Origin of the sequence: Nonomuraea harbinensis (genome assembly GCF_019396385.1) — a bacterium.
GTDB lineage: Bacteria > Actinomycetota > Actinomycetes > Streptosporangiales > Streptosporangiaceae > Nonomuraea > Nonomuraea ferruginea.
Window position 1 is genome coordinate 211,086 of record NZ_JAHKRN010000008.1, and the last position, 23,495, is coordinate 234,580.

Below are 23,495 nucleotides of genomic sequence, written 5' to 3' on the forward strand. Positions count from 1 at the left end.
GGCCGCCAAGACGCAGACGAGCCCCGGCGCAGGCCGGGGCTCGTCGCGTTCGCCGGGTCAGCCGGCCCGGGTACGGTCAGGCGGGGTTCATCCCGGCCGGGCCCGGCGGTGACCCTGGTCAGCTGGCCCAGTCGAGCAGCGGGCGGGTGTTGCTCGGGTGGCGCAGCTTCGACAGCGACTCCTTCTCCAGCTGGCGGATCCGCTCCCGGGTGAGCCCGAGGTGCTTGCCGATCTCGTCCAGCGTGTGCGGCTTGCCGTCGATCAGGCCGAACCGCAGCGCCATGATCTTCGCCTCGCGCGGCGACAGGTTCTGCAGCACGCCCCGCAGCTGGGCGCCGAGGAGCTGCCGGTCGACGATCTCCGACGCCTCCGGCGAGTCGACGTCCTCGATCAGGTCGCCGATCGTGGTCTCGCCGTCCTCGCCGATCGTCGCGTTGAGCGAGATCGGCTGGCGGCTGGTCCGCATCAGCTCCTCGATCTGGTCGGGCGTCCTGTCCAGCTCCACCGCCAGCTCCTCCGGCGTGGGCTCGCGGCCCATCCGCTGGTGCATCTCACGCTCGACGCGCGACAGCTTGGAGAGCATCTCCAGCACGTGCACCGGCAGCCGGATGGTGCGGGCCGAGTCGGCGAAGCCACGCTGGATCGCCTGGCGGATCCACCACATGGCGTAGGTGGAGAACTTGAAGCCCTTGGTGTAGTCGAACTTCTCCACGGCCCTGATCAGGCCGAGGTTGCCCTCCTGGACGACGTCCAGCAGCGACATGCCGCGGTCGGTGTACTTCTTGGCCACCGAGACCACCAGCCGGAGGTTGGCCTCCAGCATGTGGTCCTTGGCCGCCTTGCCGTCCTCCGCCACGAGGAGCAGCTCCTCGCGGTCCTCGGGGGACAGGTCCGGCTCGCTCTCCAGCTTGTGCTCCGCGTACAGGCCGGCCTCGATCCGGCGGGCCAGGTCGACCTCCTCGGCGGCGGTGAGCAGGGTGCGGCGGCCGATGGACTTCAGGTAGGTGTGCACCGAGTCGCCCATGGCGGACTGGTGGTCGTCGAGGTCGAGCGCCTCGGTCTCCAGCTCGGCCTCCTCCGGCTCCAGCGCGGCGTCGTCGGGACCCTCCGCGTCGATCTCCGTCTTCACCTCGGCGGCCTTTGCCTCCGGGGCCTTGGAGTCGGTAGTCTTTGAGCGCGAAGCCTTCCTGGTGGAGCGCTTGGCCTCGGGCTTGTTCGCAGGCCGTCCTGCGGCCTTCTTCGGGGTGGCCGGCTCGTTCTCGGCGGCCAGGTTCACCCCTGACTCGGTGAGCTCGCGCAAGATCGAGCGGCCCTCGGCCGGGGTGATGCCGGCCTGGGCGAAAGCGTCGCGCAGCTCCGCGAGAGAGAGGCGGCCCTGGGCTCGCCCTCGGTCAATCAGTTGCTCGAGGGTGGCGGCTGGGGCCACAGCGGTTCGGGGCATGAGGACACCTCCTCCATAACGGAGTGGAAGCGAAATGTAGGCGGGTGTGGTGGCGCGGCCCCGGCTCCGGCCGCTCTACTCACCAGTATCAATAACGCCATGCGGCGCGATTTGTTCCCGTGACGCGAAAAAGGGCGGGCCGCCCGGCCGGCGGCGCGCCCTCGCGGGTCCTGATCGCGCTATTCGCCGATCTCGAACTCCCCGACCTCCGGCATGGGCATCGGCTGGGCGTCTTCCAGGCGCTCGTCGGTCCAGTATTGGAGGACGTCCTCCGGGTCGGGGTTGACCCCGGTGGACACCACGATGTCGGTCGGCTCGGAAGGGGGCGGGCTGACCTGCTCGACGACGGCCCGGGTCGACTGCCTGACCTGGTCGAGCCTGCCCGCCGAGGCGGCCGCCGCGACCCAGACGCCGCCGGCGACGACGACGCCCACCACTGCCGCGGACGCCCACGTCTTGCGGGACTGGTTCATCAAGGCTCCCTCCTTCTCCCCACTATGACGCATCCGCACTTCATCAGGTTCCGGACTTCAGCCGCAACAGATCAGGTTTGCCGTTGGGCAGCAGCGGAAGCCGGGGCAACACGCGCAGGTCGCGCGGCGCGGCGTACGGCGGCAGCCGGTCGTCGCAATAGGCGCGCAACTGCTCGAGTGTGGGCGGATTCACAGGGTCGGCGGGCACCACGGCGGCCACGACCACCTCGCCCCACTCGGGATCCGGCCTGCCGATCACGGCCACGTCCGTGATCGCGGGATGGCCGCCCAGCACGGTGGCCACGGCGCCCGCCACCACCTTCTCGCCGCCGGTGTTGATGACGTCGTCGGCCCGGCCCAGCACCCGCAGCCGGCCGCCGGACAGCTCGCCCAGGTCGGAGGTGACGAACCAGCCGCCGTCGAACGGGCCGGGCTCGCCGGAGCGGTAGCCGGAGAACAGCACGGGCCCCGACACCAGGATGCGCCCGTCCTCGCCGATCTTCAGATCTACATTGTAAAGGGGGCGGCCGTCGTACACGCAGCCGCCGCTCGTCTCGCTCATCCCGTACGTGGTCACGATCGAGGCGCCGAGGTCGCGGGCCTCGTCGAGCAGGCCGGGACGCGGCGCCGCGCCCCCTAGCAGGATGGTGCGGAACCCGGACAGGTCGGCTCCCAGCTCGACCAGCCTGTGCAGCTGGGTGGGCACCAGCGACACGTGGTCGGCGCCCGCGCCGAGCACGGCCCGCGGGTCGAAGCGCTCGTGCATGATCGGCTCGCTCCCGGCGAGCAGCGAACGCACCAGCACCTGCAGCCCCGACACGTGCGAAGCGGGCAGGCAGCACAGCCACCGCTCGCCCTTGGCCGCCCCCAGCCGCCGCAGGGAGGACGCCGCCGAGGCGCGCAGCGCCGTCGCCGACAGCATGACGCCCTTGGGCGCGCCCGTGCTGCCGCTGGTCGCGATGACCACCGCCACGTCAGGCGGCACCCCGTGCCCGCCGTCGCGCGGCTCGCCGTCGACGTGCGTGGGCCGCAGCGCGGCGATGGCGGCGCCGGCCTGCCCGGGGGTGAGCGGCAGCACCGCAGGGCCCTCGCCTGACAGCGCGTCGCGGACCGCCGCGTACAGCTCGGGGCCTGCGGGCCGCACGACCGCGTTCAGCGGACGGTCCGGATGCGACGGGTTTCTCCACATGCTCGTAAGGTTAGTGACGTCAGAACGGGCAAGGCGGCAGGGAGGGTCGTGACGCGTTCCCCCGTGGTGTTCCGGATTCCGATGCGCACCAGGTTCCGTGGTCAGACCGTCAGGGAAGGGGTCCTGTTGCGAGGGCCCGCCGGATGGGGCGAGTTCTCGCCGTTCCCCGAGTACGGGCCGCGCGAGTGCGCCCGCTGGCGGGCCTGCGCGCGCGAGGCCGCGTTCGAGGGCTGGCCCGAGCCGGTGCGCGACACGGTCCCGGTCAACACCACCGTGCCCGCCGTCGGCCCCGAGCAGGCGCACGCGATGGTGCGGCGCTCCGGATGCGGCACGGCCAAGGTCAAGGTGGCCGAGCCGGGCCAGCGCTTCGCCGACGACCTGGCCAGGGTGGAGGCGGTGCGCGACGCGCTCGGCCCGTCCGGCAGGCTGCGCGTGGACGTCAACGCCGCCTGGGACGTCTCCCAGGCGGTGCGCCGGCTCAAGGAGCTGAACCGGTTCGACCTGGAGTACGCCGAGCAGCCCTGCGCCACCCTGGACGAGCTCGCCGCCGTGCGGCGGGCCTGCGACGTGCCGATCGCGGCCGACGAGTCCATCCGCCGCGCCGAGGACCCGCTCCGGGTCAGGGCGGCGGGGGCGGCCGACATCGCGGTGGTGAAGGTCCAGCCGCTGGGCGGGGTGCGTGCGGCGCTGCGCGTGGTGGAGGCGTGCGGGCTGCCCGCCGTCGTGTCGAGCGCTGTGGAGACGTCCGTGGGGCTGGCCGCCGGCCTGGCGCTGGCCGCCGCGCTGCCCGAGCTGCCGTACGCGTGCGGGCTCGGCACGATGTCCCTGCTGGAGGGCGACGTGGTGGCCGATTCGCTGGTCCCGGAGGGCGGCGTGCTCACCGTGCGCCGTCCGGACGTGGACCCCGGGCGGCTGTCGGCATTCGAGATCGATTCTCCGCCGTGGCTGCGGCGGATGCAGGAGGCGTCACTGTGAACCCCGCCACCGCGCTGGCCACGGTCCTGGTCGACGAGCTGGTGCGCTGCGGCCTCACCGACGTCGTGATCGCGCCGGGCTCCCGGTCGGCGCCGCTGGCGCTGGCCGCGCACGCCGAGTCGAGGCTGCGCCTGCACGTCCGCGTCGACGAGCGGTCGGCGTCCTTCCTGGCGCTCGGCCTGGCCAAGCGGACCGACCGGCCGGTGGCGGTGATCTGCTCGTCGGGCACGGCCGCGGCCAACTTCCACCCGGCGGTGATCGAGGCCGCCGAGTCCGGCGTGCCGCTGCTCGTGCTGACCGCCGACCGGCCGCCGGAGCTGCGCGGCACCGGCGCCAACCAGACCATCGACCAGCTCAAGCTGTACGGCACCGCCACGCGCTGGTTCGCCGAGCTGGGCGTGCCCGAGGACCGGCCCGGCCAGGTGGCCTACTGGCGGTCGCTGGCCTGCCGCGCCTACCAGCGCGCGCTCGGCCCCGGCGACCCCGGCCCGGTCCACCTCAACCTGCCGTTCAGGGAGCCGCTGCTGCCCGACGGCGACACCTCCTGGTGCGAGCCGCTCGGCGGCGACGCGAACGGCCCGTGGGTGCGGGTCCGCGTCGCGCCGCCGCCGGTCGCCCTGCACCTCCCGCCGACCAGGCGCGGGGTCCTGGTGGTCGGCGACGGCGCGCCCAACGTGCGCCGGTACGTGGCCGCGGCGGGGATGGCCGGCTGGCCGGTGCTGTCGGAGCCGCAGGGCGGCGGCCGCTACGGCGACCACGCCGTGTCCACCTACCACTTCCTGCTCGGCATGCCGGAGTTCGCCGACGCCCACCCGCCGGACGTGGTGGTCACGCTGGGCAGGCCGGGCCTGTCGCGCCCGCTGCTGTCGTGGCTGACGCGCGCCCCGGAGCACATCGTGGTCGCCCCCGACCTCGACCGCTGGCCCGACCCGACCCGCTCGGCCACCCAGGTGGCCCAGGCGGTGGAGATCCCGGTGGCCTCCGGCGACGACGCCTGGCTGCACGCCTGGCGGCGGGCCGACCAGGCGGCCAGGGCGGCGATGGACGAGGTGCTCGACTCCTCCGGGCTGAGCGAGCCGAGGCTGGCCCGCGACCTGGTCGACGCGCTGCCGAACGGGGCGCTGCTGTTCTGCGGGTCGTCGATGCCGATCCGCGACCTGGACCAGGCGATGCGGCCGCGGCGCGGCATCAGGGTGATGGCCAGCCGGGGCGCGTCCGGCATCGACGGGCTGGTGTCGACGGCGATGGGGGCGGCGCTCGGCCACAACGGGCCCTCCTACGGCCTCATCGGCGATCTGTCGTTCCTGCACGACCAGAACGGCCTGGTGCTCGGCCCCCGCGAGCCGCGCCCGGACCTGTGCCTGGTGGTGGTCAACAACGACGGGGGAGGCATCTTCTCGATGCTGCCGCAGGCGGCCGTGCGCGACCCGTTCGAGCGCGTCTTCGGCACCCCGCACGGGGTGGACCTCGGCTACGTCACGGCCGCGACCCGCACCCCTCACACCCTCGTGGAGGACGTCTCCGAGCTGCCGAAGGCGCTGCGGGGGGAGGGGCCGCGGGTGGTGGAGGTGCGCACGGACCGCGAGTCGAACGCGCTCGTCCACGCGCGGCTGAAGGACGCCGCGCAGGAGGCGGTGCGCGCCGCGCTCGCCTGAGCACGCGCCGTCAGTTCCGCTCCGCGCCGGCGGTGCCGAAGAGCTCGTCCAGACCGGTGACGCGCATGAGCCCGGACGTCCTGGGCGACACGCCCGTCAGCGTCAGCCCGGCCTCGCACTGGCGTGCGCGCCGCTGGACGGCGACGAGCACGCCCAGGCCCGCCGCGTCGATGAAGGCCAGCCCGCCCAGGTCCAGGACGATCTCCGCGGGGCGCGCGATCGTGTCCAGCAGCTCCAGCACGTGGGCGCGGAGCAGCTCCCTGGAGGCGATGTCCAGCTCCCCGCCGACCGATACGGTCACGACGTCGTCGCGCACGCTCGTCGTCAGGTGGAATGCGTGCATGGGACCCCTCGCGGTGAACGTCGTCGCGCGACGCCAGGGGGGTCCCGCCGCCGTCCCGGGGAACTCGCCGGTGTGAGGGGCCGGCGGGCTGCGGGCCGGACGGCGCATGTGCGTCGCCGTACGCTGTCACGCTGGATGCTAGCGGGGGGTCGGCGTGTTTCGCCGGAAGAACCCGATTCCCTGCGGGTAATCGGCATAGATCCCGAAACCGTACGAGGTCAGCGCTCTATGAGCGTGACCTCCAGCGAATAGTGGGAGGCGCGGTAGACGTGGGAGCCGTGCTCGACGGCGCGGCCCTGGTCGTCGTAGGTGGTGCGGACCATGGTCAGCAGCGGGGCGCCGCGGCGTTCCGCGAGCAGCCGCGCCTCGGCCTGGCTGGCGGCCCGCGCGCCGATGCGCTGGTTGGCCACCCGCATCCGCACGCCCGCCCCGCGCAGCAGCTCGTACAGGCCCCGGCTCTGCAGGCCTTCGGGAGTCAGCGGGGCCAGCCCGATCGGGAGCCAGTTGTGCAGCAGCGCCAGCGGCTCACCGGCGGCGAACCGCAGCCGCTCCAGGTAGAGCACCTCGGTGGCCGGCTCCACGCCGAGGATGCCGGCGACCTCCTCCTCGACCACGCGGGGCTCCAGCCGCAGCACCTGGGTGGCCGGCTCCTGCCCGGAGCGGCGCAGGTCGTCGTAGAGGCTGGTGAGCTCCACCGACCGCTTGACCTGGCCGTGGACCACCTGGGTGCCGACGCCGCGCTTGCGTACCAGCAGCCCTTTGTCCACGAGATACTGGATCGCCTGGCGGATCGTGGGCCGCGACAGGCCGAGCTTGTCGGCCAGCAGGATCTCGTTGTCCAGCCGGGAGCCGGGGGCCAGGTCACCCCGCCGGATGGCCTCGGCGATCTGCTCGGCCACCTGGAAGTAGAGCGGCACGGGGCTGGATCGATCCAGGTCGATCGCCAGGTTCGCGGTCATGCTGATCAGGTTATCCGAGGTAAGAATGTCCTGACAAATATCTCTTCCCCTGAGTACGAGGGCGGTTCGGGCCGGGTGACCCCGACCTGCCATGGTTGTCGGTGATGACTGTTTCTCTTGGGGGGATCATGGACACGACCACACTGCTGGAGACCGCCGCCGAGGCCGCCAGGGCCGTGGGGCCGCCGCTGCGGGAGGCGTTCCGTTCGAGGCCCGAGGTGGCCGTGAAGCGCGACTTCCACGACCCGGTGACCGAGCACGACAAGGCGGCCGAGGAGACCATCCGGGGCGTGATCGAGGGCCGTTTCCCCGGCAGCGCGATCGTGGGGGAGGAGGGCGGCACGACCGGCTCCGGCGAGCTGGTCTGGTATGTCGACCCCATCGACGGCACCGCCAACTTCGCGGCCGGCCTGCCGTTCTTCTGCGTGTCGATCGCCGCCGCCGTCGGGGGCGAGCTGGTGGCAGGAGTGGTGTACGACCCCGTACGCGAGGACGAGTTCACCGCCACGACCGATGGCGCCTGGTGCAACGGGGTGCCCATCCGCAGCGCGGGCGCGGCGCGCGACCGCGAGGCGATGCTGCTGTGCAGCTACCCGTCGCCGCTGGACCTGGAGGTCGACGGCGAGGAGGGGCTGCGCCGCTACGGGCGGCTGGTGGACGCCTTCGCGGCCGTGCGCAGGCCCGGCAGCGCCGCGCTCAACCTGGCGCACGTCGCGGCCGGCTGGGCGGACGCGGTCTACGGCACCCGCGCCCAGCCGTGGGACGTGGCGGCGGGCGCACTCCTGGTCCACCGGGCCGGCGGCGTCTATCTGGGCGACCCCCTCGCCCCCGGCGACTACCTCGCGCACGTGGGCGGCTTCGACCTCGCCTCGTCCGCCCTCGCGGAGGTGGCCGTGGAGAAGCGGTAGGCGCATCGTGCCCGGTGTCAGGGGGCGTGCACCAGGGGCGGGAGGTCGGCCAGGGTCGTGATGCGGGGGAAGCCGTCCGGGGGCGGGGAGACGCCGAGGCGGTCGAGCCAGACCGAGCGCATGCCCGTCACCGCCGGCCCCGTCACGTCCTTGGCGATGTCGTCGCCGACCAGCAGGATCTCCTCGGGCGGCAGCCCGAGCGCGGCGGCGGCCGCCGTGTAGCAGGCCGCCGCCGGCTTGTAGCAGCCGCCCAGCACCTCGCCCGTCAGCACCGGGCCGGCCAGCCCGTCCAGGCCGATCGCGCGCACCTTCTCCTCCTGGATCTCCTGGGCGCCGTTGGTCAGCACCCCGAGCCGGAACCCGCCGAGCGCCGCCAGCGTCCGCGCCGCGTCGGGGAAGGCCACCCAGCCGCGCCGGTAGTGCTCGGCGAACCCGGCGAAGGCCGCGTCGAGGTCGGCGGGCACCTCGATGGCGAGCTCGGCGCAGAGCGCGCGGACGCGGCGGCGCCGCTGCTCCTGCCAGGAGCACTCGCCCGCGTGCCAGGCCGCCAGGTGGGGCTCCTCCAGCGCCGCCCAGAGCGCGGGCGCGTCGCCGAGCCTGGGGTGGCCGGGAGCCCGCTCCGCCACCCAGGCGCCGATCGCCGTGTCGGCCGCGGTGCGGTGGTCGAGGAGGGTGCCGTCCAGGTCGAACAGAATGCCGTTGATCACGTTTCCATCCTGTCAGGCGTTCCTGCGGTACTCGCCGGCCTCGCGGACATGGCCGGCCATGACGCGCTCGGCCGCCTCGCCGTCGCCCCGCTCCAGCGCCGCCAGCACGCCGGCGTGCGCGTCGAGGTGCCGCCGCGCCTGTCCGGGGTCGAGCCACTGGGAGGCGGCGGCCGGGACGGGGAAGCTGTTGCGCACCGCCCTGGCCTGCTGGCCGAGGAACGCCGGGCCGCCGATGTCGGTGATGCGCAGGTGGAAGTCCCTGCTCCGCTCGCCCAGCCGGTCGTGGCGGCCCGCCTCCGCGTCACGGGCCATCGACGCGTGCAGATCACGCAGCCAGGCCAGCTCGCCCGCGGTGATCCGGGCCGCCGCCAGCCGCGCGCCCAGGCCCTCGACCACCGCGCGCAGCCCGTAGAACTCCTCCAGCGCGTCGTCGCCCAGCTCGACCACCGTCGCGCCGTGGTGCGCCTCGTAGCTGATCAGGCGGTCCTTCTCCAGCCTGCGGAGCGCCTCCCGTACCGGAGTGACGGAGACGCCGAGCCGGCGGGCGACCGCGCCGGCGCGCAGCGCGGTGCCGCCGGGGATGCGGGCGGTGCGGATCTCCTCCAGCAGCACGCTGTAGACGTAGTCGGCCTTGCTCATCGGCGGCCGATGGTCGGCGGTCATGGGTCAAGTGTCTCTTGAATCCCGGTTGACCTATGACATATTTCTTATAAGTTACATACCCATGACAAGCCTCGCGGGACTGCGGGTCATCGACGCCGCCACGCTGTTCGCCGGGCCCACCGCCGCGATGATGCTGGGCGACTTCGGCGCCGACGTGATCAAGATCGAGCATCCGAGGCGCGGCGACCCGGCGCGCGGTCACGGCGCCGCGGCCGGCGGGGTGGGGCTGTGGTGGAAGACGCTCTCGCGCAACAAGCGCGCCGCCGCCGTCGACCTGTCGCGGGCCGAGGGGCAGGAGATCCTGCGCCGCCTCGCCGACGGCTGCGACGTGCTCGTGGAGAACTTCAGGCCCGGCACGCTGGAGCGGTGGGGGCTCGGGCCCGAGGTGCTGCTGGAGCGCAACCCCCGGCTGATCGTGGCGCGGATGACCGGGTTCGGGCAGTTCGGGCCGATGGCCGCGCGGCCCGGGTTCGGCACCCTGGCCGAGGCCATGAGCGGGTTCGCGGCGATGACCGGGGAGCCCGACGGGCCTCCCACGCTGCCGCCGCTCGCGCTCGCCGACGGCATCGCGGGCCTCGCCATGGCGTACGCGATCATGGTGGCGTTGCGTGCCCGTGAGCACACCGGGCGCGGCCAGGTCGTCGACCTGGCCATCATCGAGCCCATCCTCGCCCTGCTCGGCCCGCAGATGACCGCCTACAAGGCCCTCGGCGTGGTGCCGAGGCGCACCGGCAACCGGTCCTCCAGCAACGCGCCGCGCAACACCTACCGCACCCGCGACGGACGCTGGCTGGCCATCTCCACCAGCGCCCAGCCGATCGCCGAGCGGGTGATGACCCTGGTCGGGCGGCCTGACCTGGTCGAGCAGCCCTGGTTCGCCAGCGGCGCCGGGCGCGTCGCGCACGTCGAGGAGCTGGACGAGGCCGTCGCCTCCTGGATCGCCGCCCGCGACGCCGCCGAGGTCGTCGCCCGCTTCGAGGAGGCGCAGGCCGCGGTCGCGCCCGTCTACGACGTCGCCGACATCGCCGAGGACCCGCAGTACGCGGCCCTGGACACGTTCGTCGAAGTGCCCGACGAGGAGCTGGGCGCGGTCACCGTGCAGAACGTGCTGTTCCGGCTGTCCGGCACGCCGGGCGAGGTGCGCTGGCCGGGCCGCGGTCTCGGGCGCGACACCGACGCCGTGCTCGGCGAGCTCGCGTACCCGGCCGGGGAGATCGCCCGGCTGCGCGAGGCCGGGGTGATCGCGTGAGGATCCCCGTCACCTGGCTGTACGTGCCGGGCGACCGGCCCGAGCGGTTCGCCAAGGCGGCCGACTCCGGCGCCGACGTGGTCATCATCGACCTGGAGGACGCGGTCGCGCCCGCCCGCAAGGACGAGGCCCGCGCGAACGCGGCCGGCTACCTGCGCTCCCGCCCTCCTGGAGGGCCGCCGGTGCACGTGCGGGTCAACGACCTGACCACCCAGCGCGGGCTGGACGACCTGGACGAGCTGGGCCGGTCGGCCGACGCCGTGCGGCTGCCCAAGGTGGAGTCGGCGACCGCGCTCGACCTGGTGGAGCGGCTGGGCGTGCGGGCGTACGCGCTGCTGGAGTCCGCGGCCGGGATCCTGGAGGCGCGGGCCGTCGCCGCCCACCCGTGCGTCGACGGCATCGCGCTCGGCGAGCAGGACCTGGCGGCCGAGCTGGCCATCACGGGCGGGCCGGCGCTGGACCACCTCCGGCTGCGGGCGGTGCTGGCCGCCGCCGCGGCAGGGCTGCCGCCGGTGCCCATGGCGGTCTATCCGGACGTACGGGACGAGGCCGGGCTGGCCGCGTCGTGCGCGGAGGGGCGGGCGCTCGGCATGTTCGGGCGCACGGCCATCCACCCGCGGCAGATCCCGGTGATCAGGGCCGCCTTCCGGCCGACGCCGGAGGAGACGGCGCGGGCCGCCGAGATCGTGCAGGCGGCCGACGCCGCGGGCGCGGGCGCTTTCGCCCTGCCGGACGGCCGCTTCGTCGACGCGCCGATCGTGGCCCGCGCCCGCCGGACCCTAATCCTCTCCACCCAGCTCGCCGACTCCTGACGGCCCGGGGACGTCAGGGCTCGGGGATCCAGCGTCGTCCGAGCTCCTCGTCGTCGGGGGCGGGGCCGGGGAGCGCGCGGCGGGCCGGGGGGAGACGGAGCGAGTCGATGACGAGCGCCAGGTAGCGGTGGCGGAGCTCGGCGGTGCGCCGCTCGTCGCCGAGCTTGACCGAGGCGAGCTGCTCGAACAGGAGCGCGATGTCGGCGGGCGTCACGTCGGGCCGGAGCACTCCGGCCTCGACGGCCCGCCGGTGCGCCTCCACCGCCAGCCGGGAGGCCCGCGCCGAGTCGGCGAAGAGCTCCTCCGTCGGCTGGAACGTCCCCGCGAGCCTGATCGTCAGCGAGCTGCTGTCGGCGTCCACGATGCCGCGCAGGTACGCCGCGAACACCTCCCACGGGTCGCCCTCGTCGTCGTCCACCGCCCGCTGCGCCACCTCGATGTACCGCTTGAGCCCGTCGCCGCAGAGCTTCTGCAGCAGCGCCTCCTTGCTGGGGTAACGCCGGTAGAGAGCGCTGATGCCGACGCCGGCGCGCTCGGCCACGGCGGCGATGGGGGCGTTGGGGTCGGCGGTGAAGACGGCGCGGGCGGCCGCGAGGATCAGCTCGTCGTTCCTCGCGGCCTGGGCCTTGCGGCCGCTCATGGGTGCGGTGGTCATGCCTCCGAGCTTATCGGAACGAAGAATTCCGTTCTAGCTCAGTTAGTCCGCATGTCTATACATAGAGTTGATATTGGGGTAGAACCGGGGGCGAGCCCAACGCTCTGGAGGTGTTCCATGAGACGAACCCCTGTCGTGCTGGCCCTGGTGAGCGCTCTGGCGCTGACCGCCTGCTCCGCGCCGGCCGAGCAGAATACGCAGAACGAACCCGGCTCGGCGCCCCCCGCCGGCGGTGGCGGCACCTACGCGGTGATCACCCATGGCGCCCCCGGAGACTCCTTCTGGGACGTGGTCAAGAACGGAGCCGAGGCCGCCGGGCAGGAGTACGGCGTGACCGTCACGTACCAGGGCGACGGCGACCCCGCCAAGCAGTCGCAGCTCATCGACCAGGCGGTGTCCGGCAAGGCGGACGGCATCGTGGTGTCCATGGCCAACCCCGACGCGCTGCGCGAGGCCGTGGGCAAGGCGGTGGCCGCGAAGATCCCGGTGGTGACGATCAACTCGGGGGCGGACTCGTCCAAGGAGTTCGGCGCGGTCACGCACGTCGGCCAGTCGGAGGACGTGGCCGGGCGCGGCGCGGGCGAGCAGCTCAGGGGCGCCGGGGTGACCAAGCTGCTGTGCGTGATCCACGAGGCCGGCAACATCGGGCTCGACCAGCGCTGCAAGGGCGCCGAGGAGACGCTCGGCGGCACGGTCGAGCGGCTCCAGGTGGACGTGAGCAACCTGGCCGACGTCACCTCGAAGGTCACCGCCAAGCTCCAGTCGGACCAGGCGGTCAACGGCGTGCTCGCGCTCAACCCGGCCGTCGCGGTGGCCGCCAGGGACGCGATCAAGGACTCGGGCTCGCAGGCCAAGCTCGCCACCTTCGACCTGTCGGCCGACGTGGTCGCCGCCATCCAGGCCGACGAGATCATGTTCGCCGTGGACCAGCAGCAGTACCTGCAGGGCTACCTCCCGATCACCTTCCTCCACCTGTACAAGAACAACCTGAACACCGTCGGAGGCGGCCTGCCGGTGAACACCGGGCCCGGGTTCGTCACCAAGGAGAACGCCGAGCAGGTGGCCAAGCTCGCGGAGGCGGGCACGCGATGACGGCCACCGCGGGCCGCGCGGACGAGCGCGTCGCCGAGGTCGGGCCGCTGCGCCGCCTGCTGATCCGGCCCGAGCTGGGCGCCGTCGTCGGGGCGGTCGTGGTGTTCGCGTTCTTCGCGAGCCAGTCGGCGGTGTTCCGGTCCCTGCCCGGCATCGCCAACTGGCTCGACCCGGCGGCCACGCTCGGCATCATGGCGGTGGCGATCGCGCTGCTGATGATCGGCGGCGAGTTCGACCTGTCGGCGGGCGTGATGACCGGCACGACCGGGCTCATCCTGGTCACGCTCGCCACCCGCTACGGCATGAACGTCTGGGCGGCCATGCTCGTCGGCCTGGTCGTGGCGCTGGCCGTCGGCCTGTTCAACGGGCTGATCGTGACCAGGACCAGGCTGCCGAGCTTCATCGTGACGCTCGGCACCTTCCTCATGCTGCAGGGCGTGAACCTGGGCGTCACCAAGGCGCTCACCGGCACCGTGCAGGTCAGCGGCCTGCGCACGGCCTGGGGGTTCGACAGCGCGCACACGGTCTTCGCGGGCACGATCCAGATCGGCGGCGCCTCGTTCCGGGTGGCGATCCTGTGGTGGCTGCTGGTCACCGCGGTCGCCACCTGGGTGCTCATGCGCTCCCGGCAGGGCAACTGGATCTTCGCGGTGGGCGGTGGCGAGCAGGCCGCCCGCGCGGTCGGGGTGCCGGCCGCCCGTACGAAGATCGCGCTGTTCATGACGACGGCGTTCGCGGCCTGGCTGGTCGGCTCGATCCTGGCGCTGCGCTACACGTCCGTGCAGGCCAACGTCGGCATCGGGCAGGAGTTCATCTACATCATCGCGGCGGTGATCGGCGGCTGCCTGCTCACGGGCGGGTACGGGTCCGCGATCGGGGCGGCGATAGGGGCCGTGATCTTCGGCATGGCGGACAAGGGCATCGTCTTCCTGGGCTGGGACGCCGACTGGTTCATGTTCTTCCTGGGCGCGATGCTGCTGCTCGCCACGCTCGCCAACCGCCTGGTCCGCCGCTACGCCGAGGAGGTGAAGCATTGATCCTCCAGACGAAGGGCATCGGCAAGTCGTTCGGCTCGGTGCTGGCGCTGCGCGAGGTGTCGATGTCGGTGGAGGCCGGCCACGTCACCTGCGTGCTCGGCGACAACGGCGCCGGCAAGTCCACGCTCATCAAGATCCTCGCCGGGGTCCACCAGCACGACGCCGGGTCGCTGCTGGTGGACGGCGCCGAGACCCGGTTCGGCAGCCCCCGCGACGCGCTCGACCGCGGCATCGCCACCGTCTACCAGGACCTGGCGATGATCCCGCTGATGTCGGTGTGGCGGAACTTCTTCCTCGGCTCCGAGCCCCGCAAGGGCCTGGGCTTCGACGTGGCCAAGGCCAGGCGGGTGGCACGGGACGAGCTGCGGGCGATGGGGATCGACATCCGGGACGTGGACCAGCCGGTCGGCACCCTGTCCGGCGGCGAGCGGCAGTCGGTGGCGATCGCGCGCGCGGTGTACTTCGGCGCGCGCGTGCTCATCCTCGACGAGCCGACCTCCGCCCTCGGCGTGAAGCAGGCCGGGGTGGTGCTGCGCTACATCGCCAGGGCCCGTGACCGCGGGCTGGGGGTGGTGTTCATCACCCACAACCCGCACCACGCCTACCCCGTGGGGGACCGGTTCCTCCTGCTCAACCGGGGGACGAGCCTGGGGGAGTTCGCCAAGGCGGACATCACCAGGGAGAAGCTGACCTCGCTGATGGCCGGGGAGGCGGAGCTGAAGGAACTGGCCCACGAACTCGAACGCGACTGAGATCTACATCGTAAAGGCGCCCGGCCGGCGCAACGTGGCGAAGAACTCCCGCACGTCGGCCACGAACGCGTCCGGCCGCTCCAGGGCGGCGAAGGTGCCGCCGCGGTCGTGCTCGACCCAGCCGACGATGGCGTTGTCGCGCTCGGCGAAGCGGCGGATCGGCCGCAGGATGTCCTTCGGGAAGACGGAGACGGAGGTCGGCACGGTGGCCGGCTTGAGCTCCCACTCCACGGAGGTGTCCTGGTCGGTGTCGGGCGTCTCGACGAACGAGCGGGCCGCCGAGCCGGCGGTGTTGGTCAGCCAGTAGAGCGTCGTGGTGGTGAGCAGGTGGTCGGGGTCGATCCCGCCGTCGCTCCACTCGTGGTAGACGCCGGCGAACCAGGCGAGCAGGGCGACGGGGGAGTCGGCCATGCCGTAGGCGAAGGTCTGCGGCCTGGCCGACTGGATGAGCTTGTAACCGTACTGCTCGCTCATATAGCGGTCGCGGAAGGCGAGCCGCTCCCGCTCGGCGGCGGTGAGGTCGTCCAGCTCGCCGGGAGCGCCGATCGGGAAGCAGATGATGCCGTTGCCGTGCATGCCGACGACCCGTTCGGGGGCCAGGACGCCGGTCTCGCGGGAGATCCAGGTGCCCCAGTCGCCGCCCTGGACGCCGAAGCGCTCGTAGCCGAGGCGGGTCATGAGCTCCAGCCAGGCGCGGGCGACGCGGGTGGAGCCCCAGCCCAGCTCGGCGGTGGGCCCGGATAGGCCGTAGCCGGGCAGGGACGGGATGACGAGGTGGAAGTCGCGGCTGAGCGGCTCGATGACGTCGAGGTACTCGAACGGTGAGCTGGGCCAGCCGTGGGTGACGAGCAGCGGGAGCGCATCGGGGTCGGCGCTTCGCACGTGGAGGAAGTGGATCCGCTGGCCGTCGATCTCGGTGACGAACTGGTCGTGGCGGTTGAGCTCCGCGCAGGCGGCCGCCCAGTCGTGGTGGCGCCAGCGGGTGACGAGGTCCTTCAGGTGGGCGAGCGGGACGCCGAGGCGCCAGCCCTGCCCGGGCACCTCGTCGGGCCAGCGCACCCGGTCGAGGCGGGCGTGCAGGTCGTCGAGGTCGGCCTGCGGGGTTTCCAGACGGTACGGGCGGATGTCGGTCAAGCGTGAGCCTCCAGTCAATTCAGTACGCTGTACCGTACACCATACGGTTCAAGAGTGGCAACCGCGGGCCCTAGCCTGGGAGGCGTGTCCTCGTACCTCACCCTGAAAAGCCCCATCGAGCACGAGACCGAGGCCAGGCGCTCGCGCTTCATCTGCGCGATCGCCCCGGCCGGGACGACGGCGCGGGCGGCGGAGTTCATCGCCGAGCGGCGGCGGCTGCATCCGTCGGCCACCCACAACTGCACGGCGTACGTGGTCGGGCAGGAGCGCAAGGGCGACGACGACGGCGAGCCCGGCGGCACGGCCGGCACGCCGATGGTGCAGGCGCTGGTGGGACGCGGGTTCGACCGCGTGGTCGCGGTGGTCACGCGCTATTTCGGCGGCACGCTGCTCGGCGCGGGCGGGCTGGTGCGCGCGTACGGGTCGGCGGTGACCGAGACGCTCGACCGGGCCGAGCCGGTGCGGATGGTGCCGGCCAGGCTGATGCTGGTGTCGGTGGCGCACGACCAGGCGGGCCGGGTGGAGAACGACCTGCGGGCCTCACGTCATCCGGTGCGCGAGGTGACCTACGGGCAGGCGGTGGAGTTCGCGGTGGCCGTGGGCGAGGACGAGGTGGCGGGGTTCACCGACTGGCTGGCGACGCTGACGGCGGGGCGGGCGCGCGTGACGCCCGGCGAGCCGGTGCACCTGCCGGGCTGAGCGGCCCGGTCAGCCTTCGAGGGCGTACTGCATGACGCGGAACTTGGCCTGGGCCTCGGCCAGCTCGGCCGCCGGGTCGGAGTCGCCCATGATGCCGCCGCCGGCGAACAGGCGGGCGCGGCGGCCCTCGACGATGCCGGAGCGCAGCGCGATGCCCCACTCGCCGTCGCCGTGGGCGTCGATCCAGCCGACAGGGCCCGCGTAACCGGCCCGGTCCATGCCCTCCAGCTCGCGGATGACCTCGATGGCCGTGGCGGTCGGGGTGCCGCCGACGGCCGCCGTCGGGTGCATGGCGGCCACCACGTCCAGCACGGAGGCGCCGTCGGCCAGCCTGCCCGTCACGTGGCTGGCCAGGTGTTGCACGTTGGGCAGCACGAGCAGCTCCGGCTCGTCGGGCGTGCGCAGCGAGGAGCAGAGCGGAGCGAGCGCCTGGCGGACCGAGGAGATCGCGCATTCGTGCTCGTGGCGGTCCTTGGTGGAGGCGAGCAGCGCCTCGCCGCGGGCCAGGTCGTCGGCCGGGCCGGTGCCGCGCGGCGTGGTGCCGGCCAGCACCAGGGACTCGATCTCCTGGCCGGTGCGCCGGATCAGCAGCTCGGGGGTGGCGCCGACCAGCCCGGCCACCGAGAACGCGTAGCACTCGGGGTAGCGGCGGGCCAGGCGCAGCAGCAGGAGCCGGATGTCGATCGGCTGCTCGGCGGTGGCCAGCAGGTCGCGGGCGAGCACGACCTTCTCCAGCTCGCCCTGGCGGATGCGGCGGGCGGCGCGGGCCACCACGTGCTCCCACTCGGGGGCGGTGAGGCTGCCGTCGCCGTAGCTGATGCGGCCCGGGTCGGCGAGCGGGGTGAACGTCTCCAGGTGCTGGTCGCCGATCGTGGTCAGCCAGGCCCGCCCGTCCTTGCGGGCCAGCACCGCCTGGGGGACGACCAGGGTGGAGCCGGGGGAGTTCTCGTCGAAGGTGAAGGTGCCGAACGCGACCGGGCCGCTGCCGGGGGAGCGCACCGAGTCGTCGACGAGCGCGCCGTCGAAGACGGTCGCCAGCCACTCGCGCGCCCAGGCGAACCGGCCGGGACCCGGTGGGACGTCGGCGCGCGCCGCCTCACCCCAGCCGACGAGCCCTTCGCCGTGCCTGATCCACGCGTAGGGCGCCGTCATGGGCAGGCTGACGATCAGGTTACCGGGGTCGCGTACAGGGGTCGTGCGAACCGGTAGCGGGCGGGTTGTTCCGAGCGCGACACTCACTTGAGACACTCTATGCGGGAACTGAACGTGTTCGACTTGGACCCCCGTGAACGGCCGGTTACGGTCCCTTCGTCAAGCGCCGATAGCGAGTTGGTCCTGACATGGCAGGCGTGACCCCCAGGTGATGGACGCGTGGTGATCATCTGCCTACCGTGAGTGCATGATCATCAAGGTGGTGCCGGTGCTGGCGGTGGCGGGGGTGCTGGCGGCGTCGGGTGTGGCTCGTGCGACGACGCCCGGGGAGCCCGTGCCGCGGGTGATGGCGGCGCTCGGCGACTCGATCTCGTCCGGTTACAACAGTTGCGGGTTCTTCATCTCATGCCGGTCCCGGTCCTGGTCGTCCGGCCGGAACGCCGCCGTGGACAGCCACTACGGGCGGCTGGCGGCGCTCGGCCCGGGTCTCGCGCCGAAGAACTACGCGGTGCCCGGCTCCACCAGCGCCGACCTGCTCGGGCAGGTGCGCAAGGCGGTGGCGGCGCGGGCCGACTACGTGACCGTGCTGATCGGGGCGCAGGACGCGTGCACCGCCTCGGAGCGGCAGATGACGCCGGTGTCGGTCTACCGTCAGCGGCTGGAGCAGGCGCTCAACGAGCTGCGGGCGGGCGTGCCGGGGGTGCGGGTGCTGGTCGCGAGCATCCCCGACGTGCACCGGCTGTGGCGGGTGGCCAAGGACCAGGCCGTGGCGCGCGGGGTGTGGCGGGTCGGGCGGATCTGCCCGTCGATGCTGGCCAGGCCCACCTCCACCGCGAAGGCCGACGTGCTGCGGCGGACCCACGTGCGCGAACGGGTCATCGACTACAACCGGGAGGCCGCCGAGGTGTGCGCCGCGCGCCTGTGGTGCCGCACCGACCGGGGCGCTGTGTTCTCCTACCCGTTCACGCTCAAGCAGGTGAGCCGGTGGGACTACTTCCACCCCAACGTGGCCGGTCAGAAGGTGCTGGCCGAGCTCACCTTCGGCAACGGCTTCACCTGGGCCGACCCCCGGTAACGGCCCCCTCAGCGACACTGGGCGAGCATCGCCTTCTTGTCGGCGCGGGTGACGGGCACGGCGTACTTGACGGCCACCTGGGCGAAGCGCGTCACGTACGCGCAGCGCACGCGGCGCTGCGGCGGCAGCCAGCTCGCCGGTCCTGAGGCGTCCTTCTGCTCGTTGGCGGCGCCCTTGACCGGCAGCAGGTTGAGCGGGTCGTTGGCGAAGTCGACGCGCTTGCCCCCGGCCCACCGTGAGGCGCCCATCCGCCAGGCGTAGGCGAGCGGCACCACGTGGTCGACCTGGACAGCGCCCGCGTCCCTCTTGGACCAGCCGATGCGCTGGCCGGTGTACGGGTCGTCCAGGTCCATGGCGATCACCTCGCAGGTGGACCCCTCGCGGTAGCGGACGTTGCGGCCGTCGCGGGCCAGCAGGTCGTCGCGGGTGCGGCAGCCGTTGCGCGCGTAGGGCACGCCGGTGGCGGTGTCGGCCCAGTTCTCGCCGTAGCGTCCGCGGTGGTAGCCGGTGCTGGGGCCGCGGCCCTTGACCTTGAGCCTGGCGATGATGGCGCGGGCGCGGTCCTTGTCCTGGTGGGAGGTGATGGGCGCGAGGCCGGGTAGAGTTCCGCTGGTGTTGCCGAGCGGGCTGGCCGCGGTGGCGGCGGTCGTGGTGTCCGTGCCGTTGGCGAGGGCGACGACGATGACCGCTCCGGCGAAGATGGCGACGGCGTCCTTGAGACTCAAACAGGGCTCCGTGGTGCTGCGTCGGACTTCTCTGGAGAGGTTCCCACGCCGGCGCGTTCCGACACGGTGAGGAGTGTGAGGCTGTTGGGCAAGGAGTATGTCGCTGCGATCGCGGCGGGCGGCGCGACCGGGGCGCTGGCGCGCCTCGCCGTCGAAGAGCTGCTGCCCGCGGCGCCGGGCGGGTTCCCGTGGGCGACGTTCGGAGTGAACGCGGCCGGGTGCGCGCTGATCGGGGTGCTCATGGTGGTGGTCTCGGAGGGGCGGGTCTCGCATCGGCTGGCGCGGCCGTTCCTCGGGACCGGGGTGCTGGGCGGGTTCACCACGTTCTCCACGTACGCGGTGCAGGCGCACGGCCTGCTGGCGGCCGGGACGACCGCGGTGGCGGCGGCCTATCTGGCGGGGACGATGGTGGCCGCCGTGGCGGCGACCTGGGCGGGCATGAGGATCACGCGGGCGCTGGTGCGGCGATGACGGCTCTGCTGGTGGTGCTGGGCGCCGCCGTGGGCGCGCCGCTGCGCTACGCGGTCGATCAGGCGGTACGGGCGAGGCAGGGCTCGATGTTCCCCTGGGGAACCTTGCTGGTCAACGTCGCCGGGTCGGCGCTGCTGGGGTTCCTGGCGGCGCTGCCGGTGGGTCCCGGCTGGACGGCGCTGCTGGGCACCGGGTTCTGCGGGGCGCTGACCACGTACTCGACGCTGGGCTACGAGACCGTGCGGCTGGCCGAGCGGGGTGCGGGGCGGCACGCGGTGGCCAACGCGGTGGTAAGCGTGGCCCTGGGGCTGGCGGCGGCGGCGGGCGGCGTGCTGCTCGCCCGCACCCTGGGCTGAGCGGCGCGCCGGGCGGGTCAGCAGGCGCCGAGGGCGACGAAGGACCAGCCGGTGGCGGTGGCGACCGGGTCGGTGGCCGCCGCGCGGCGGGCCTCGCACAGCGCGGCCGGCAGGCAGGCGCCCCGCGAGAGCCGGCGGTGCAGCTCCACCATGAGCGGCACCGCGGCGTTGTCGTTGACCAGGACCACGCTGGCGACGATGCCGGTCGTGCCGAGCTGGATGAGGGAGCTGGCCAGGCCGAGCAGCTCGTCGGCGCCGGTGGGCGCGGTCAGCCCGGAGTCGCAGCTCGACAGCACCACCTGGCGGGGCGCGCGCCGCAGCCGCTCCAGGTCGTAGACGGTCAGCGGCCCGTCGTCCACCCTCAGGGCGGAGAAGAGCGGGCTGTCGGCGCGGAAGGTGCCGTGCGCGGCCACGTGGGCCAGCCGGGCGCCGTCCATCGCGCGCAGGATCCCGGCCACCGTGGCCGTCCCGTCGCCGAGCACGACCCGGCCGGGGTACTCGGGGGCGATGTGGCGTATCTCGGCGCCGTCGGAGCGCAGGCCGGGACCGCGTACCAGCACCACCCGGCCGCCGGAGGGCGAGCCGGCGCGGCGGGCGCGCAGCCAGGTGCCCGCCGAGGGGGCGACGCTCACCGTCCGCTCGCGCAGGGCCGGCAGCAGGGCCCAGGGCACCGCGTGCAGCCGGCCCGGCGGGACGATCACCACCTCGCCGTCGCCGAGGTGGTGCGCGGCGTCGCCGAGCAGCGCCTCCTGCAGCGCGCGGCCGCTCTTCTCCACCTGGGCGAGCAGGGCGGCCGGGCTGAGCGTGGATCGGCCGTGCGCCAGCCTGGACAGGCCGAAGCGGGCGAGGTCGATGTGGCGCGCGGCCTCCTCGGTGTCCCCCGCGGGGAAGCGGCGCACCGTGCCGGAGCCGCAGACCAGCACGTGCAGCCGGCCGTCCACGTCGACCAGCTCCAGCAGACGGTCCGCGCCCAGCTCGGCGAGCAACGCCGGCACGTCGCAGCCGGTCGTGGCGTCCGCGTCCTGGCCGGGGGCGTGCAGGGCGCGGGAGCGCGCGGCGCGCTCCAGCCGCAGCTGCTCGGCCGCGAGGTGCGCGGTGGGCAGCCCTTGGGCGCGGGCCTGCGCCAGCCGGTCGGTGACGGCGCGGATCGCGGCCAGGTCGGCCTGCAGGCGCTCGTCGTCGGGCGGTCGTACGGAGGGGACGGCGAGCGCGGTGGCCCGCCAGCGTTCGCTCCAGGCCAGCAGCAGGCGGGGACGGTCCAGCCGCAGGGCGTGGCGCTGGCCGAGCGCGGCCAGCTCGGCGCCGTGGGCGCTGGCCTGGGCGCGCAGCTCGCTGGAGCCGAGCGTGGCCCGGTGCTGGTCGAGCACGTCCAGGCCGCGCCTGCAGGCCCGCATCAGCCGGGCCGGGTCGTGCTCGGCTTCGGCGCGCAGCGCCTCGGCCAGCCAGGCCACGGCCCGCGACAGCGCCGGGCCGTGGCGGCGCCCGCGCGCGGCGGCGGCCAGATGCGTGCGCGCCACGGCGGTGCGCCCTAACGCGAGCGCCAGCCGCCCGGCGATCAGATGAGCCAGCGGCACATCGGGCGAGGACAACGCGGCCAGCTCACGAGCGCACCGCGCGGCCTCCCGCAACAACTCCACCCCGTCCCCCCCGCCTCCGCGTCGCGGGTCTGTGACGGCTGGGCGGTGATCGGTCGCGCGGTGCGTGTCCGCGCCCGCTGGCCCGTGATCTGCCGTGCGGTGCGGGTCCGCGCCGGCCGCGCGTTGCAGCTCTGTGCCAGCTACGCGTTGCGGGTTCGTGCGGGCTCCGCGTCGCGGCTCCGCGTCGGCCGCGTGGTGCCGCTCCGTACTGGCGGCTGACCGTCGGGGGTCGGCGGTGGGGGGTGTCGCGGCGACCTGGGCGCGTAGTTTGACCAGGCGGGCGTGTGCGCGCCACCAGCGGCGGCGCTGGTGGTAGAAGAGGTCCGCGGCGCGGGTGGCGTGGCGCAGCGCGGCGTCGCTCTGTCCGGCGGCCAGCGCGCAACCCGCGGCGGCCAGCTCCAGTTCGGCCTTCTTGGTGGCCTGGCCGTGGCTGCGTTCGAGCTGGTCCAGCGCGGTGTGCGCCTCGTCCAGCGCGTCCCGGGGCAGGCCGGCGGCGAGCAGGGCAGCGCAGCGCTGGACGGACAGCGTGGGGTCGGGGAGCCCGAGCTTGCCGAACCGTTCGGCGGCCTGGTCGAAGCAGTGGAGCGCGGCGGGCAGGTCGCCGATGCGCAGCGCGAGCACGCCGCGGTGCACGATCGCGTCGGCCGACTCCAGCTCCTGGCCGGTCGCGTTGAACAGCTCCTCCGCCCTGCTCAGGTCGGTGGCGGCCCTGCTCAGGCCGCCGAGCGCGAGGTCGCAGGTGGCGCGCTCGGTGCGGGCCCGCGCCTCCCAGATCGGGTCGCCCGCCGCCCGCAGCGCGGTGACGGCGCTGTTCAGGTCGGCCAGGGCGTCGCGGTGGTGGCCCAGGGTGGCCAGCACGCCGCCCCGGCGCAGCAGGATGCGCCCGCGCAGATGGCCGGTGGACTGGCGGACGGCCGCGTTGAGGGTGTTGCGCGCGGCGGTCGTACGGCCCGCGAAGGCGAGCGCGACGCCCAGCGTCGCCCGCACGTCGGCCTCCCGCTCGGCCGACCCGGACCGGCGGGCCAGCCGGCGGGCCGTCTCCAGCTCCCGCACCGCCGCCTCGATGTCGCCGAACTCGCGCAGCACGATCCCGACGGCCTGGCGGGCGAAGGACGCCTCCAGCGGCGGCGGCCCGGTGGCGAGCAGGTCACGGGCCTTGCCGAGAGCCTCGTGCGGGCGCGACAGGGCCAGCGGCGGCAGACCGGCCGCGTCCGTTCGGGGGAGTTCGGAATCCGCCGGCATTCTTCGACTCTGGAGGATCACGTGTATCACCCGCAAGCCCGCGCCGATATAGGAGGGGGAAACCGACCGCCAGAGCCACCTATGCGACGCCTGG

The 23,495-nt window shown here is 73.7% G+C and carries 24 protein-coding genes; 12 read left to right on the forward strand and 12 right to left on the reverse strand.

Going from position 1 to position 23,495, the window contains the following annotated elements; translation table 11 throughout:
- Positions 1-118: 118 nt before the first annotated feature.
- The 3 genes from KME79_RS11565 to KME79_RS11575 form a co-directional block, all read right to left on the reverse strand.
- Positions 119-1,441 carry an RNA polymerase sigma factor gene (locus tag KME79_RS11565; protein ID WP_148031954.1) on the reverse strand — a complete coding sequence of 441 codons (1,323 nt, stop codon included), beginning with the start codon at positions 1,439-1,441 and terminating at the stop codon, positions 119-121.
- A gap of 179 nt (positions 1,442-1,620) precedes the next feature.
- Positions 1,621-1,914 (reverse strand): hypothetical protein, encoded by a 294-nt coding sequence (locus KME79_RS11570; RefSeq protein WP_148031953.1) that lies wholly within the window; start codon positions 1,912-1,914, stop codon positions 1,621-1,623.
- A 43-nt stretch (positions 1,915-1,957) separates the two neighbouring features.
- The gene (locus KME79_RS11575) at positions 1,958-3,103 is read right to left on the reverse strand and encodes an AMP-binding protein (protein WP_219544412.1); all 1,146 of its coding nucleotides are present in this window, start codon (positions 3,101-3,103) and stop codon (positions 1,958-1,960) included.
- Positions 3,104-3,184: 81 nt separating this feature from the next.
- Between KME79_RS11575 and KME79_RS11580 the strand changes: the two genes are divergently transcribed.
- Together KME79_RS11580 and menD are read left to right on the forward strand one after the other, a co-directional pair.
- On the forward strand, positions 3,185-4,078 hold the full coding sequence (locus KME79_RS11580; protein WP_246639696.1) for an o-succinylbenzoate synthase: 894 nt from the start codon (positions 3,185-3,187) through the stop codon (positions 4,076-4,078).
- Positions 4,075-5,733, forward strand: a complete 1,659-nt coding sequence (gene menD, locus KME79_RS11585; RefSeq protein ID WP_148031950.1) for a 2-succinyl-5-enolpyruvyl-6-hydroxy-3-cyclohexene-1-carboxylic-acid synthase — start codon at positions 4,075-4,077, stop codon at positions 5,731-5,733. The genes KME79_RS11580 and menD overlap by 4 nt, the downstream gene beginning before the upstream one ends.
- 10 nt (positions 5,734-5,743) lie before the next feature.
- Here menD and KME79_RS11590 read toward each other — a convergent pair whose 3' ends face one another.
- Together KME79_RS11590 and KME79_RS11595 are read right to left on the reverse strand one after the other, a co-directional pair.
- The gene (locus KME79_RS11590) at positions 5,744-6,076 is read right to left on the reverse strand and encodes an STAS domain-containing protein (protein ID WP_187281190.1); all 333 of its coding nucleotides are present in this window, start codon (positions 6,074-6,076) and stop codon (positions 5,744-5,746) included.
- 218 nt (positions 6,077-6,294) lie between these two features.
- On the reverse strand, positions 6,295-7,035 hold the full coding sequence (locus tag KME79_RS11595; protein WP_219544414.1) for a GntR family transcriptional regulator: 741 nt from the start codon (positions 7,033-7,035) through the stop codon (positions 6,295-6,297).
- 128 nt (positions 7,036-7,163) lie between these two features.
- Here KME79_RS11595 and KME79_RS11600 point away from each other — a divergent pair, with 128 nt between their 5' ends.
- Positions 7,164-7,943, forward strand: a complete 780-nt coding sequence (locus KME79_RS11600) for an inositol monophosphatase family protein (RefSeq protein WP_219544415.1) — start codon at positions 7,164-7,166, stop codon at positions 7,941-7,943.
- A 17-nt stretch (positions 7,944-7,960) separates the two neighbouring features.
- Here the strand turns inward: KME79_RS11600 and KME79_RS11605 are convergent, their stop codons facing one another.
- Positions 7,961-8,650, reverse strand: coding sequence for an HAD family hydrolase (locus KME79_RS11605; protein WP_219544416.1), 690 nt, complete (start codon positions 8,648-8,650; stop codon positions 7,961-7,963).
- 12 nt (positions 8,651-8,662) lie between these two features.
- A complete protein-coding gene (locus KME79_RS11610; RefSeq protein WP_246639647.1) occupies positions 8,663-9,313 on the reverse strand; it encodes a GntR family transcriptional regulator in 651 nt (216 codons plus the stop codon).
- Between the two features lie 61 nt (positions 9,314-9,374).
- On the opposite strand from KME79_RS11610, the gene KME79_RS11615 reads away from it, so the two are divergent.
- Both KME79_RS11615 and KME79_RS11620 read left to right on the forward strand, forming a co-directional pair.
- The gene (locus KME79_RS11615) at positions 9,375-10,562 is read left to right on the forward strand and encodes a CaiB/BaiF CoA transferase family protein (protein ID WP_219544417.1); all 1,188 of its coding nucleotides are present in this window, start codon (positions 9,375-9,377) and stop codon (positions 10,560-10,562) included.
- On the forward strand, positions 10,559-11,374 hold the full coding sequence (locus KME79_RS11620; RefSeq protein ID WP_148031944.1) for an HpcH/HpaI aldolase/citrate lyase family protein: 816 nt from the start codon (positions 10,559-10,561) through the stop codon (positions 11,372-11,374). Before KME79_RS11615 ends, KME79_RS11620 begins: the two co-directional genes overlap by 4 nt.
- A 13-nt stretch (positions 11,375-11,387) precedes the next feature.
- On the opposite strand, the gene KME79_RS11625 is transcribed toward KME79_RS11620, so the two are convergent.
- The gene (locus tag KME79_RS11625; RefSeq protein ID WP_246639648.1) at positions 11,388-12,029 is read right to left on the reverse strand and encodes a TetR/AcrR family transcriptional regulator; all 642 of its coding nucleotides are present in this window, start codon (positions 12,027-12,029) and stop codon (positions 11,388-11,390) included.
- A 117-nt stretch (positions 12,030-12,146) separates the two neighbouring features.
- On the opposite strand from KME79_RS11625, the gene KME79_RS11630 reads away from it, so the two are divergent.
- From KME79_RS11630 to KME79_RS11640, 3 genes are read left to right on the forward strand one after another with little or no spacing between them, the layout of a single operon-like run.
- The gene (locus tag KME79_RS11630; protein WP_219544418.1) at positions 12,147-13,121 is read left to right on the forward strand and encodes a sugar ABC transporter substrate-binding protein; all 975 of its coding nucleotides are present in this window, start codon (positions 12,147-12,149) and stop codon (positions 13,119-13,121) included.
- Positions 13,118-14,158, forward strand: a complete 1,041-nt coding sequence (locus tag KME79_RS11635; RefSeq protein ID WP_219544419.1) for an ABC transporter permease — start codon at positions 13,118-13,120, stop codon at positions 14,156-14,158. The genes KME79_RS11630 and KME79_RS11635 overlap by 4 nt, the downstream gene beginning before the upstream one ends.
- Positions 14,155-14,910 carry an ATP-binding cassette domain-containing protein gene (locus KME79_RS11640; protein ID WP_219544420.1) on the forward strand — a complete coding sequence of 252 codons (756 nt, stop codon included), beginning with the start codon at positions 14,155-14,157 and terminating at the stop codon, positions 14,908-14,910. The genes KME79_RS11635 and KME79_RS11640 overlap by 4 nt, the downstream gene beginning before the upstream one ends.
- A 3-nt stretch (positions 14,911-14,913) precedes the next feature.
- Here KME79_RS11640 and KME79_RS11645 read toward each other — a convergent pair whose 3' ends face one another.
- The gene (locus KME79_RS11645) at positions 14,914-16,044 is read right to left on the reverse strand and encodes an epoxide hydrolase family protein (protein WP_219544421.1); all 1,131 of its coding nucleotides are present in this window, start codon (positions 16,042-16,044) and stop codon (positions 14,914-14,916) included.
- Between the two features lie 84 nt (positions 16,045-16,128).
- Here KME79_RS11645 and KME79_RS11650 point away from each other — a divergent pair, with 84 nt between their 5' ends.
- Positions 16,129-16,743 carry an IMPACT family protein gene (locus KME79_RS11650; protein WP_219544422.1) on the forward strand — a complete coding sequence of 205 codons (615 nt, stop codon included), beginning with the start codon at positions 16,129-16,131 and terminating at the stop codon, positions 16,741-16,743.
- Between the two features lie 9 nt (positions 16,744-16,752).
- Here the strand turns inward: KME79_RS11650 and KME79_RS11655 are convergent, their stop codons facing one another.
- Positions 16,753-17,982 carry an isochorismate synthase gene (locus KME79_RS11655; protein WP_148031939.1) on the reverse strand — a complete coding sequence of 410 codons (1,230 nt, stop codon included), beginning with the start codon at positions 17,980-17,982 and terminating at the stop codon, positions 16,753-16,755.
- Between the two features lie 160 nt (positions 17,983-18,142).
- Between KME79_RS11655 and KME79_RS11660 the strand changes: the two genes are divergently transcribed.
- The gene (locus KME79_RS11660) at positions 18,143-18,970 is read left to right on the forward strand and encodes a GDSL-type esterase/lipase family protein (RefSeq protein WP_219544423.1); all 828 of its coding nucleotides are present in this window, start codon (positions 18,143-18,145) and stop codon (positions 18,968-18,970) included.
- 8 nt (positions 18,971-18,978) lie between these two features.
- On the opposite strand, the gene KME79_RS11665 is transcribed toward KME79_RS11660, so the two are convergent.
- Entirely contained in the window at positions 18,979-19,695 is a 717-nt protein-coding gene (locus KME79_RS11665) for an HNH endonuclease family protein (protein ID WP_219544424.1), read from the reverse strand.
- A 75-nt stretch (positions 19,696-19,770) separates the two neighbouring features.
- On the opposite strand from KME79_RS11665, the gene KME79_RS11670 reads away from it, so the two are divergent.
- Both KME79_RS11670 and crcB read left to right on the forward strand, forming a co-directional pair.
- Positions 19,771-20,166: a fluoride efflux transporter FluC gene (locus KME79_RS11670; protein WP_308248876.1), complete on the forward strand. Its 396-nt coding sequence runs from the start codon at positions 19,771-19,773 to the stop codon at positions 20,164-20,166.
- Entirely contained in the window at positions 20,163-20,522 is a 360-nt protein-coding gene (gene crcB / locus KME79_RS11675) for a fluoride efflux transporter CrcB (protein WP_219544426.1), read from the forward strand. The genes KME79_RS11670 and crcB overlap by 4 nt, the downstream gene beginning before the upstream one ends.
- 17 nt (positions 20,523-20,539) lie before the next feature.
- On the opposite strand, the gene KME79_RS11680 is transcribed toward crcB, so the two are convergent.
- The gene (locus KME79_RS11680; protein WP_219544427.1) at positions 20,540-23,401 is read right to left on the reverse strand and encodes a CHAT domain-containing protein; all 2,862 of its coding nucleotides are present in this window, start codon (positions 23,399-23,401) and stop codon (positions 20,540-20,542) included.
- Positions 23,402-23,495 lie beyond the last annotated feature (94 nt).